This is a genomic window from Halobacillus sp. ABH2_015 (assembly GCF_056158945.1).
The window spans coordinates 1,617,299-1,629,173 of sequence record NZ_JBSWUG010000002.1 but is presented as its reverse complement, the minus strand read 5'-3'; the positions used below and the strand labels follow the sequence as shown (position 1 = coordinate 1,629,173).

The window sequence follows — 11,875 nt, the reverse complement described above, 5'->3', positions numbered from 1 at the left end:
CAATAACTCTAATTCAACTGAAGGGACTATTGTAAGTTTACACCCTTCTGTATGTAAACATACAGAAAAAGCGGGAATACTCCCGCTTTTTCCACTCATTAACGGCGCAAGCCAAGGCTCTTGATTAACTCGCGGTAACGTGTAATGTCCTTATTACGAAGGTAGTTCAATAGGTTACGACGCTTACCTACCATTTTAAGCAGTCCGCGACGGGAGTGGTGGTCCTGCTTGTGAGCGCGCAGGTGCTCGTTCAATGTCGTGATCTGCTCAGTAAGTACAGCAATCTGTACCTCTGGAGAACCTGTGTCGTTTTCGTGAGTTTTGTACTCGTTGATTAGTTCCTGTTTACGTTCCTGTGTGATAGCCATGTTGACTACACCTCCTGTAAATATTTAAGAATTCCCATTCCCCGAGCGGTCGTCGGAGTTACGAACCGCCAAGCGAAGGTTCCATATTAAAGAGTACAATTTTTTGTCGCGAAATGCAAGAGAAACCCTTATTCTATGCCGAAAAATCTTTCAATATCCTCTCTGCCCGGCTCTTCTGGGCTTTCGGACCGTGCTGAAAACTGCATGCGGGCCGCTGTGCTTTTCTCCACTGGAAGTTCATCAAGCAAAGCTGCTGTCCAGCCGGCATCCGCCTGTTCCGGAACGGTAACAAGGCAGGGGCGGGATTCCCTGTGAATATTCAGGTGACAGTAATACGCCCCTGCCGCCGGAAATAAATACTGTTTGGAAGGGGTGAAACGGACGTTCCGGCTTCCGGGACTCCACACTTCCCCTTCCACAGAAAAAGGCCTCCCTAAAAGATGATTGATCTCCTGGACACTTCCCGCTTCCAACAGTCCGCGTATCCTCGTCGAGCTGACCTTTTCTTTATCCTCCTCCACTTTAGCTACAGTCGTTTGTGTAAAACGTCCGGCTGCGTAATGGGGAAGATCGTCCATTGTGCCCTTCCCTTTGTGGCCGTAAGTGAAATCAAAACCCGCAGCAACGTGCGTCACCTGTAATGACCCGAAAAAATGGTCCACAAAATCTTGTGGGGAAAGGGCTGCGAGCTCCCTGTCAAAAGTTACGATGAACAGATAGTCTACGCCCATGGCGCTCAGGATACGTTCTTTTTCCTGAACAGGTGTAATGTACGATACGTGCGGACGCCCCCTGCCAAGTACAACAGAGGGATGCGGATCAAACGTCATCACTGAACTGCGGACACCTGTACGTCCAGCTTCGTTCACTGCTGCTTCAATAACCTTCTGATGGCCTTTATGAATACCGTCAAAGAAGCCGACGGCCATAACGTTAGGATCGGGAACCGGAAAATCAGCAGATTTATAAGTTAAGTAAAAGGTCTCCACTGCAGTCACCCGCTTTACAAAATTTTAAAATACTCTCACCGGCTTGATGTACCCCGGTTTCGTAGGATGCTTTTGATAAACTGCCACAACTTCCTGTCCGTGCTGAATCGTAAACGTATCAGCTTCCAAATCATCAGGTTCGTCAAGGACACGGCCGTGCTTAACCATATCTCTCGTTTCTTCGTCTACATCAATCGACGGGAGGTGTGAGAGCCCTTTGGAAAGCGGCAGCAACAGCTCGGCACTGCGGTTTTGATCCACTGCTTCCTGCACGGCATCGAAAGTGAAGCAGTCCTCCTTTTGAATGTCCCCCGTTTCTGTGCGTATGAGACTCTTCATATGAGCCGGAAAGCCGAGCGCTTTTCCGATATCCACACATAGCGTCCGGATGTACGTTCCCTTTGAGCAGACGGCACGAACGCCGAATGAATACGTACCATCTTCAAGAGACGCATCATGAGATGTTACATGCAGTTCACTTATGTATACCTTTCTGGAAGGACGTTCAACCGTCTTTCCTTCACGGGCATATTCATACAGCTTTTTCCCATTCACCTTGACGGCCGAGTACATCGGAGGGGTCTGAGTGATCTCTCCTGTAAAAGCGGCGAGAGCCTCATTTATACCCTGAATTTCAGGCGGCTCGTCCAGCCTGCTTGTTTCTACAGTGTTTCCGGAGGCATCTTCCGTATCCGTTGAGTATCCAAGGGTAACGACAGCCTCATATACTTTCGTTGTATCCATGAGGAAAGGAACGATTTTCGTCGCTTTTCCGACACAAAGCGGAAGCACACCTTCCACATCCGGGTCCAGTGTTCCAGTATGTCCAATTTTCTTAGTTTTCAGCATCCCGCGAGCCTTACTTACACAGTCATGGGAAGTAAAGCCCCTCGGCTTCCAAAGCGGCAGAATTCCATCCATACCCCCACCTCCAGCATCCTTATTTTTTCAAAGATAAATCCGTGCTGTAGCAGCACGGATTCCTATCAGCTTTCTGTATCGTTCAGATCGCGGAGAATCGTTTCAATACGATTTCCTCGTTCGATGGCTTCGTCAAACTCAAACATAATCTCCGGGGTCTTCCGAAGTCGGATCCGCTGCCCGATTTCAGAGCGGATGAACCCTTTTGCTTTGGCAAGGCCAACAAGCGTGTCATGCTTTTGTTTGTCGTCCCCTAATACGGAAATATATACTTTTGCCTGCTGCAGGTCACCGGTTACTTTTACTTCTGTAACGGTGACAAAGCCTACGCGGGGATCTTTGATTTTCTTGCTGATGATATCCGTCATCTCTTTTTTCATCTGCTCCCCTACGCGGCTGGCACGTAAATCGTTCATGTTCATTCACCTCTTCCAAACAAAACATCACAGCCATTCAATCTGTGTTTCCGTCCGTTCAATTTCCGGAAAAGAATCGATGAAAGTAAGCGCCTGCTGCATCGTCTGCTCAGCAATTGTTTTATCACTGGCAATCGTAACCAGACCGAGACGTGTCCGCTGCCAGAGATTTTGAAACTCCAATTCACTGACAGCGATATTGAATTCATTGTGCAGTCTCGTTTTGATCCTTTTTAATACAGCACGCTTATTTTTCAACGACTGCGCATCATAGATTAAGCAATCCACTTCTGCGCTTATTATCATTTGCGTTCAATTTCCTGCATTTCATACGGTTCAATAATGTCACCGATTTTAAGGTCATTGAAGTTCTTGATGGTAATTCCACACTCATACCCCTGTGCCACTTCTTTCGCATCATCTTTATAACGCTTCAGGGCATCAATTTCACCTTCATAAATAACGACGCCGTCGCGGATGACACGGATGCCGGAGTTGCGGGTGACTTTACCGTCCGTAACATAAGAACCGGCAATGGTACCGATCTTGGACACTTTGAAGATTTCGCGAACCTCCACCTGACCGATGATCTTCTCTTCGAATTCAGGATCAAGCATCCCTTTCATCGCTGATTCGATCTCTTCCATAACTTTATAAATGATGTTGTGAAGACGGATCTCTACATCCTCAGATTCTGCTGCTTTTCTAGCATTCCCGTCAGGACGCACATTGAAACCAATGATGATTCCATTGGACGCAGATGCAAGGTTTACATCAGACTCTGTAATCGCACCGACACCTGTGTGGATGATTTTAACTTTCACGCCTTCTACTTCAATCTTTTCAAGAGATCCGGCCAGTGCTTCTACAGAACCCTGAACGTCTCCTTTAAGGATCAAGTTGATTTCCTTCACTTCACCCTGCTTGATTTGGTTGAACAAGTCATCAAGGCTTACTCTGGCGTTGGAACCACGGTTGACTTCCAGCTGCTTCTGGGCACGGGCTTCTCCGATGGAGCGGGCTTTCTTCTCGTCATCAAAGACAAGGAAACGGTCCCCGGCCTGTGGAACATTGTTCAATCCGGTAATCTCAACAGGAGTAGATGGTCCTGCCGTCTTCACGCGGCGCCCAATATCGTTGACCATCGCTCTGACACGGCCCCATGTGTTACCTACAACAATGGAATCGCTGACGTTCAGCGTACCATTTTGAACAAGAAGGGTGGCAACAGGGCCCCGTCCTTTATCAAGCTCTGCTTCAATAACAGTTCCGTACGCATGACGTTCAGGGTTCGCTTTCAGTTCTTCCATTTCAGAAACAAGAACGATCATTTCAAGAAGCTCGTCAATACCTTCTCCCTGAACGGCGGACATTTTAACGAAAATCGTTTCTCCACCATACTCTTCAGAAATAAGCTCATACTCCATAAGCTCCTGCATGACGCGGTCCGGATTGGCCCCTTCTTTGTCCATTTTGTTGACAGCAACAATGATCGGGACTTCCGCTGCTTTGGCGTGGCTGATGGCTTCTTTTGTCTGCGGCATAACTCCATCATCAGCTGCAACTACAAGAATGGCAATATCTGTCACCTGCGCACCACGAGAACGCATGCTTGTGAAGGCGGCGTGTCCTGGAGTATCAAGGAAAGTGATCTTCTTATCATTTTCTTCAATTTGATAGGCACCGATGTGCTGGGTAATTCCGCCGGCTTCCCCTTCGGTTACCTTCGTGTTACGGATCTGGTCAAGAAGTGTCGTTTTACCGTGGTCCACGTGACCCATGATCGTTACAACAGCTGGACGCTCACGAAGATCTTCCGGTTCGTCGTCAAAAGTCATGTTCTCGATATCTGTTTCATCAATCACGATTTCTTCTTCGACTTCTACACCGAATTCTTCACAGATCAGCTCAATGGATTCTGGATCCAGTTCCTGGTTTTTTGTTGCCATTACGCCGAGGAACATCAGCTTCTTAATGATTTCAGAAGAGTCCCTGCCCAGTTTTTCTGCTAGTTCACCGACGGTTAAGCTGCCGATAAAAGTGATTTTCTCAGGCAGCTGCTTCTTATGCTTTTTCGGAGCCTGCTGCTGGGAAGAAGGCTTCTGTCTCTTCTGGTTGTTCCCGCGGGATTTCTGGTTCCCAGGCTTTTTATTATTGTTGTTCGGCTTGGAATTTCCACGTTGGTTATCCTGCTTCTGCTTCCCTGCAGACTTCCCAAACGCTTTATCCAGCTTTTCAGTTGATCCGTCTTCTAATGTAGACATATGATTGGTCACTTCAATGTTCAGGCTTTGGAGTTTCTCAATCACTTGTTTACTTGATAGTTCGTTCTTTTTGGCATATTCATATACGCGCATTTTACTCATATATCTTTCACCCCCGAATAGATTCATCGAGCAGCGATTGCAACTTTTTCGCAAATCCTTGATCCAGAACTGCGATCGCGACTCTCCCCGCTTTACCGACGGCCTGTGACAGAACTTCTCTGTCATCCACCTCGTAGCAGGGTACTTGATAAAAGCTGCATTTATCTGTCAGCTTTTTCTTTGTTTGTTTTCCAGTGTCATTGGCAATCAGAACCAGCTTGGCTTTCCGCTTGCGGATATCCTTAACGATGGATTCTTCTCCAAACGTGCATTTCCCCGCACGGACGGCAAGACCGATCAGGTTCAAGTAACTTCCACTCATGATGGATCCGCCTGCACTTTGGATTTAAGATCCTCATAAACTTCCTTACTTACGGAAGCTTTCAGATGGCGGTTCAGCAGCTGTTGTTTTTCTGCCTGCTCAATAACATCCAGACTTTTAGTTACATAGGCCCCACGGCCATTCATTTTTCCAGTGTCGTCCACAAATACCTCTCCGTCTTTATTACGGACGACTCGGATTAACTGCTGCTTCGGTAGCATCTCCTGAGTGACGACACATTTCCGAAGCGGCTGTTTTTTGGAACGGGTCATTGTCTTCCCCCTCCTTAATCCTCTAAAAGATCTTCATCAAAGTCGTCACTTTCTTCTGCTGTTTCAGAAAGAAGACCTTGTTCACGTGCTTCGCTTTCGCTCTTGATATCAATTTTCCACCCTGTCAGCTTTGCTGCCAGACGGGCATTCTGGCCACGTTTTCCGATAGCCAGGGAAAGCTGGTAATCAGGAACGATGACGGTTGTCGCTTTATCTTCCTCGTCGACAAGAACTTCCACGACTTTGGAAGGGCTCAGCGCATTGGAAACATATTCAACAGGATCCTCAGACCACTGGACAATATCAATCTTTTCACCTTTCAATTCGTTTACGATGGTTTGGACACGCTGCCCGCGCTGCCCTACGCAGGAGCCCACCGGATCAATATCCTGATCTTGGGCGTACACAGAGATCTTGGAACGGTCCCCCGCTTCACGGGCAACACTCATGACTTCCACAGTGCCATCATAAATCTCAGGTACTTCCATTTCAAACAAACGCTTCAGCAGACCCGGATGCGTTCTGGACACGTATATATGAGGTCCTTTGTTGCTGTTTTCCACTTTCGTCACAAATACTTTCAAACGATCGTGAACCTCATAGGTTTCTGTAGGCATCTGCTCACCTTCAGGAAGGCGTGCTTCAATTTTACCAAGGTTTACATAAACAAAACGAGGATCTTTTCGCTGGATGATTCCTGTCATCACATCTTCTTCACGATCCACGTACTCCCCGTAAATAATGCCCCGCTCTGCTTCACGGACACGCTGGGTTACCACCTGCTTGGCCGCCTGGGCTGCGATCCGGCCGAAGTCCATCGGTGTTACTTCCACTTCGATGACGTCTTCAATATCGTAGTTTGGATCGATCCCGTTGGCTTCCTCAAGGGAAATTTCCTGTTGTGGATCCATCACTTCTTCTACGATTTCTTTCCTCGCAAGTACCTTCATTGTACTTTCCTGTTCATTAATATCCACACGAACATTGGTTGCGGAATTAAAGTTTTTCTTATAAGCAGAGATAAGTGCTGCTTCCAGCGCTTCCAATAACAGATTCTTGTCGATGCCTTTTTCCTTTTCCAGATAATCCATGGCATCAAATAGTTCACTACTCAACGATTTCTCCCCCTTAATTAAACGTAACAGCTAGGTTTGCTTTGGCTATCTTTTCATAAGGAACTTCCAGCTGTTTTTTTCTTGTTTTTATACGGATTTCTACGACAGCTGTGGAATTTTCGAAAGACTTCAGCGTCCCTTCAAACTCCTTCTCCCCATCAATCGGTTCATACAGCTTCATATAAACGTAATGACCGGTATACTTCTTAAAGTCCGCTTCCGTTTTCAACGGGCGTTCCGCTCCTGGAGAAGCAACCTCTAAAAAATATGGGATATCAATAGGGTCCTCATCATCCAGCTTCTCACTCAGCTGCTCCGATACTTGACCGCATTCCTCAATATCAACGCCGCCCTCCTTATCAATGAAGACGCGCAGATACCAGTTCTGTCCTTCTTTTTTGTATTCGATGTCGACAAGTTCCAAATTCATATCATTTAAGATTGGCTGGACAAGACGTTCCGCTACGGATGTCACATGATTGCTCATGCTTTTCCCTCCTTTGGCCTGTTCATTGTTTCGTACCCCTTAGTATGAGATGGTCGGGCTGATTTCATTTAAGTACCAGTGCTTTCCAGTTACAGAGGCCACGAGAAACCGCTATGACATGGATCATAGCGGTTCTCTTCGCGGGCATACAAACCCCTGCTGCATTGAAAAGTTTCCACAAAAGTAAGAGCCTGAAATATGACAAAAGAGCGGGTTCCCCCACTCTTTCGGCGTTCCTATCGCTCTTCTCACCATAAAAAATATATCATAACTGCCTATGGTTTGCAACCGGAGGCCAGATGATGGAGAAAACCACGCCCCTAAAAAAGTGAGAGCTGGTTTTCATCCGGCATTCCTTCCAGGCATCCGAAGTTATCCAGATACTCCAGAACCGTTTTCGAGATACGGCTCCGTTCTCTAAGATCCTGCTTGGAAAGGAATTCTCCTTCACCACGGGCCTGAACAATGTTGATGGCCGCGTTAGTACCCAGTCCGTCAACCGCATTGAATGGTGGAATCAACTGACTGCCTTCCACTAGAAAGTCCGTAGCACTTGAATTGTACAGGTCCACATTTTTAAAGCTGAACCCACGCTCACACATCTCAAGAGAAATTTCCAGCACGGTCATCAAACTTTTCTCCTTCGGTGTCGCATCAAACCCTTTGCTCTGGATTTCATTCATACGGGTACGGATCGCTTCGGATCCCTTCATCATCGTTTCCAGTTCGAAATCGCTGGCACGGACGGTGAAATAGGCCGCATAAAAGTAAATCGGGTAATGGACTTTGAAATAGGCGATCCGAACGGCCATCAGGACATAGGCAGCGGCGTGGGCTTTCGGGAACATGTATTTGATTTTCTTACAGGAATCAATATACCAGTCCGGGACCCCGTGCTTTTTCATTTCTTCAATCCATTCGTCCTGCAGGCCGCGACCCTTCCTTACAAATTCCATGATTTTAAAGGCAAGAGATGGATCAAGGCCCTTATGCATTAAATACACCATAATATCATCACGGCAGCCGATAACCTCGGGAAGTGTACAAATGCCGTCATTGATCAGCTGTTCCGCATTTCCAAGCCATACGTCCGTTCCGTGTGACAAACCGGAAATGATGACAAGTTCGGCAAAGGTTTTAGGTTTTGTATCCTCGAGCATCTGCCTTACGAAACGCGTACCAAATTCAGGCACACCGAGGGTTCCGGTTTTACACAGGATCTGGTCCGCCGTTACTCCGAGAGCTTCAGGTCCGCTGAAGATTTTCATAACTTCTGGATCGTCGACAGGAATCTCCTTCTGGTCGATTCCACTTAAGTCCTGAAGCATGCGGATAACGGTCGGATCATCGTGTCCAAGTATATCCAGCTTGAGGAGGTTATCGTGAATGGAGTGGAAATCAAAGTGCGTTGTTCTCCATTCGGATTTTGTATCATCTGCCGGGTACTGGATGGGGGAAAAGTCGTAAATCTCCATATCATCCGGCACAACAATGATGCCTCCAGGGTGCTGGCCGCTCGTCCGCTTGACTCCTGTGCATCCATGGACAAGCCTGTCTATCTCCGCGTTCTTATAATGCAGCTGATGATCACCGGCATAGCCCTTCACATAGCCATAAGCGGTCTTTTCAGCAATCGTACCAATCGTTCCGGCACGATACACGTTATCTTCCCCAAACAACTCTTTCGTATAATTGTGCGCATGCGGCTGATACTCACCGGAGAAGTTCAAGTCAATATCCGGGACTTTATCTCCTTTGAACCCAAGGAAGGTTTCAAAGGGTATGTCCTGGCCGTCTTTCTTTAAAGATGTCCCGCATTCCGGGCAGTCTTTTTCATCCAGGTCAAACCCACTACCGACGGAACCATCCGTAAAGAATTCGTTGTACTGGCACGATGGGCAGACATAATGGGGCGGCAGCGGATTAACCTCGGTGATTTCTGTCATTGTCGCAACAAAGGACGAGCCGACCGACCCCCGTGAACCGACAAGGTATCCGTCTTCAAGGGATTTGGTCACAAGCTTTTGTGAGATCAAATAGATGACCGCAAAGCCGTTTCCAATGATACTATCGAGTTCCTTCTCCAACCGATCCACGATCAACTGAGGGATGGATTCGCCATAGATGCTCCGCGCTTTATTGTAGGACATATCACGGATTTCCTGATCCGCTCCTTCAATGTTCGGTGTATAGAGATCATCTTTCACAGGGGAAACTTCCCCGATCATATCATTGATTTTATGCGTATTCGTTACGACGAGTTCTTCAGCTTTTTCTTTTCCTAGGAAGGAAAGCTCATCGATCATTTCATTCGTCGTCTTAAAATGCACCTCAGGAAGGGTCTGTCTGTTTAAAGGATTTCCGTTCTGTGACGATATGAGAATCTGACGGTACTGCTTTTCATGAGGCTCAAGGTAATGGGTATTCCCTGTAGCCACGACCGTTTTGCCGAGCCGTTCGCCAAGAGCGGTGAGACGCTTCAGAATATCAAGGATCTGTGCTTCCGTCTGAACGAGATCTTTTTCGACAAGGTGATAATAGTTCCCCGGCGGCTGTATTTCAATGTAATCGTAGAAGTCAGCCACTTTTTCAGCTTCTTCTTCCGATTTCTGCATGATCGTTTCAAAGACCTCACCTTTATCACAGCCGGATCCGATAAGGATGCCTTCCCGATACTTTTTAAGCAGCGACCTTGGAATCCGCGGCACACGGTAGAAATAATTCACATGCGCTTCAGAAACCAGGCGGTAAATGTTCTTCAAGCCGGTACTATTTGTCGCAAGCAGTGTGGCATGGGAAGGTCTTGAGCGTTGATAAGCTTTCCCTTCCCCCATATAATCGTTCAAATTCTGGTGATTGGTAATGTCCCGTTCCACGGCCCTTTTTAGAAGTTTCCACAAAAGATAACCGGTTGCTTCAGCATCGTAAATAGCCCGGTGGTGCTGGGTAAGCTCGATATCGAACTTCTTACAAAGGGTATTCAACCGGTGATTTTTAAGTTCCGGCACAAGGAACCGGGCCAGCTCCAGCGTATCGATGACCGGGTTTTCCGCTTTCCCAAGATCGATGGCCTGATAGCCGGCATTTAAGAAGCCCATATCAAAGCTTGCGTTGTGGGCAACGAGAATGTCATCCCCTGTCCATGTATGGAAATCCTTTAACACTTCTTCGATTTCCGGTGCATCCTTCACCATATCATCCGTAATCCCTGTCAAATCAATGGTCGTCTGGGACAGGGGATGGTGAGGATTCGCGAAGGATTCGAAGCGGTCGACAATCTCTCCTCCTTGAATACGGACAGCTGCCAGTTCAATGATTTTATCGTAAACAGCAGATAAACCTGTCGTCTCTACGTCAAAAACAACATAAGAGGCATCTTCCAAATCGCGGTCCTGCTCCCCATAGGCAATCGGCACTCCGTCATCAACCAGGTTGGCTTCGACACCGTATAGGATTTTAACCCCATTCTTTTCCCCTGCACTGTGGGCATCAGGATAAGCTTGAACGACAGCGTGATCGGTGATGGCAATCGCTTCATGTCCCCAGTCCCCTGCCTGCTTAATCAGACGGGATGGAGACACGGGGGCATCCATGGCACTCATTGTCGTATGGGCATGCAGTTCAATCCGTTTCTTTCCTTCAGGTGCCTCATCCTGACGCAGCTTCGGCTTCACTTCGTTGATATCATTGGCCATCATCGTCAGCTCGTTGGTAAAGCTGTCCGTTTGTACGCCGCCGCGGGCTTTGATCCACATTCCCGCCTGGACGAGCTTGAACATGTCAGCATGATCATCGCCGCGGGAGAACATTTTGATGGAGAACGAATCGGTGTAATCCGTGACCTTGAGCAGCAGAAGATGCCGGCCTGAGCGGAGTTCCTTCACTTCCGCATCAAACACATACCCCTGGACAGCGATCCGTTTTTCTTCTTCCTGAATTTCTTCCATAGGGATGATATCATCCTGGATTTTATAACCAATTTCAATCGGACCTTTAGGCCTTTGGTCGTCCTTATCTTTCGCCCGCTCCTCCTGTTCCTTCACAGCCTGCTGGACAAGGATTTTATCTTCTTTCTGCCGTTCTTCCTGGAACCTCTTGATCTCGTCTTTTTCATGTTTCACCTGTGTGGATAAAACAAATGCAGGGAGACCTGCACGCTGCGCATACTGCTTAAGAGGCTCTTCCAGCTTTTTCTGTACGGCATGGCTCTCAGCTAAATTCCTGCAAGTTAACATAATCTTGTTCCCGTTAACTTCAGGCTGCTGTTCCAACAGCAGATCTTTGTATCCCGGAGTCAGGTTTGTCAGCGTCTTAATAAAGTTCTGCCAGTATTCTACAATATCTTCACCGGCCAGCTCTTTATCCGCTGTTTCAATGGTCCAGTCTACTTCAGCAATCGAACGAAAGGCATGGACCAATTTACTTGTGAACAGTTCATAAACAGAAGGTGGAAGCGGCCTTTGCATGGCAAAATGAAAATGCCACGCTTTCTTTTCCTTGAAGACGACCAGCTTCTCCATCCGGCTTTCTTTAAAATGAGGTTCAATCAGATTATGAGGAAACTGGATCTGTTCCAGTAAATAGTGCATCTTCTCCTGACTGTTCACACTCATCGTGAT

11 protein-coding genes are annotated in these 11,875 nt (G+C 47.3%); all 11 read right to left on the bottom strand.

Features of this window, described 5'->3' with window-relative positions; genetic code table 11:
- Positions 1 to 98 precede the first annotated feature (98 nt).
- The 11 genes from rpsO to ACXAD6_RS08625 all read right to left on the bottom strand — a co-directional run bounded on the left by rpsO (position 99) and on the right by ACXAD6_RS08625 (position 11,869).
- Complete coding sequence (gene rpsO, locus ACXAD6_RS08675) at positions 99 to 368, bottom strand: 30S ribosomal protein S15 (RefSeq protein WP_027954250.1); 270 nt, start codon at positions 366 to 368, stop codon at positions 99 to 101.
- 128 nt (positions 369 to 496) lie between these two features.
- Entirely contained in the window at positions 497 to 1,366 is an 870-nt protein-coding gene (locus ACXAD6_RS08670) for a hypothetical protein (protein ID WP_474968528.1), read from the bottom strand.
- Positions 1,367 to 1,381: 15 nt separating this feature from the next.
- The gene (gene truB / locus ACXAD6_RS08665; RefSeq protein ID WP_474968527.1) at positions 1,382 to 2,278 is read right to left on the bottom strand and encodes a tRNA pseudouridine(55) synthase TruB; all 897 of its coding nucleotides are present in this window, start codon (positions 2,276 to 2,278) and stop codon (positions 1,382 to 1,384) included.
- A 65-nt stretch (positions 2,279 to 2,343) separates the two neighbouring features.
- Positions 2,344 to 2,694, bottom strand: coding sequence for a 30S ribosome-binding factor RbfA (gene rbfA, locus ACXAD6_RS08660; RefSeq protein ID WP_027954248.1), 351 nt, complete (start codon positions 2,692 to 2,694; stop codon positions 2,344 to 2,346).
- A 27-nt stretch (positions 2,695 to 2,721) separates the two neighbouring features.
- Positions 2,722 to 3,000, bottom strand: a complete 279-nt coding sequence (locus ACXAD6_RS08655) for a DUF503 domain-containing protein (RefSeq protein ID WP_160835642.1) — start codon at positions 2,998 to 3,000, stop codon at positions 2,722 to 2,724.
- Complete coding sequence (gene infB, locus ACXAD6_RS08650) at positions 2,997 to 5,060, bottom strand: translation initiation factor IF-2 (protein WP_474968526.1); 2,064 nt, start codon at positions 5,058 to 5,060, stop codon at positions 2,997 to 2,999. The genes ACXAD6_RS08655 and infB overlap by 4 nt, the downstream gene beginning before the upstream one ends.
- 7 nt (positions 5,061 to 5,067) lie before the next feature.
- The gene (locus tag ACXAD6_RS08645; RefSeq protein WP_027954245.1) at positions 5,068 to 5,382 is read right to left on the bottom strand and encodes a YlxQ family RNA-binding protein; all 315 of its coding nucleotides are present in this window, start codon (positions 5,380 to 5,382) and stop codon (positions 5,068 to 5,070) included.
- Positions 5,379 to 5,654 carry an RNase P modulator RnpM gene (rnpM, locus tag ACXAD6_RS08640; RefSeq protein ID WP_474968525.1) on the bottom strand — a complete coding sequence of 92 codons (276 nt, stop codon included), beginning with the start codon at positions 5,652 to 5,654 and terminating at the stop codon, positions 5,379 to 5,381. The genes ACXAD6_RS08645 and rnpM overlap by 4 nt, the downstream gene beginning before the upstream one ends.
- Positions 5,655 to 5,668: 14 nt before the next feature.
- Positions 5,669 to 6,769 carry a transcription termination factor NusA gene (nusA, locus tag ACXAD6_RS08635; RefSeq protein ID WP_474968524.1) on the bottom strand — a complete coding sequence of 367 codons (1,101 nt, stop codon included), beginning with the start codon at positions 6,767 to 6,769 and terminating at the stop codon, positions 5,669 to 5,671.
- Positions 6,770 to 6,782: 13 nt separating this feature from the next.
- A complete protein-coding gene (gene rimP, locus ACXAD6_RS08630; RefSeq protein ID WP_027954242.1) occupies positions 6,783 to 7,256 on the bottom strand; it encodes a ribosome maturation factor RimP in 474 nt (157 codons plus the stop codon).
- 320 nt (positions 7,257 to 7,576) lie between these two features.
- Positions 7,577 to 11,869: a PolC-type DNA polymerase III gene (locus ACXAD6_RS08625; protein ID WP_474968523.1), complete on the bottom strand. Its 4,293-nt coding sequence runs from the start codon at positions 11,867 to 11,869 to the stop codon at positions 7,577 to 7,579.
- Positions 11,870 to 11,875: the final 6 nt, after the last annotated feature.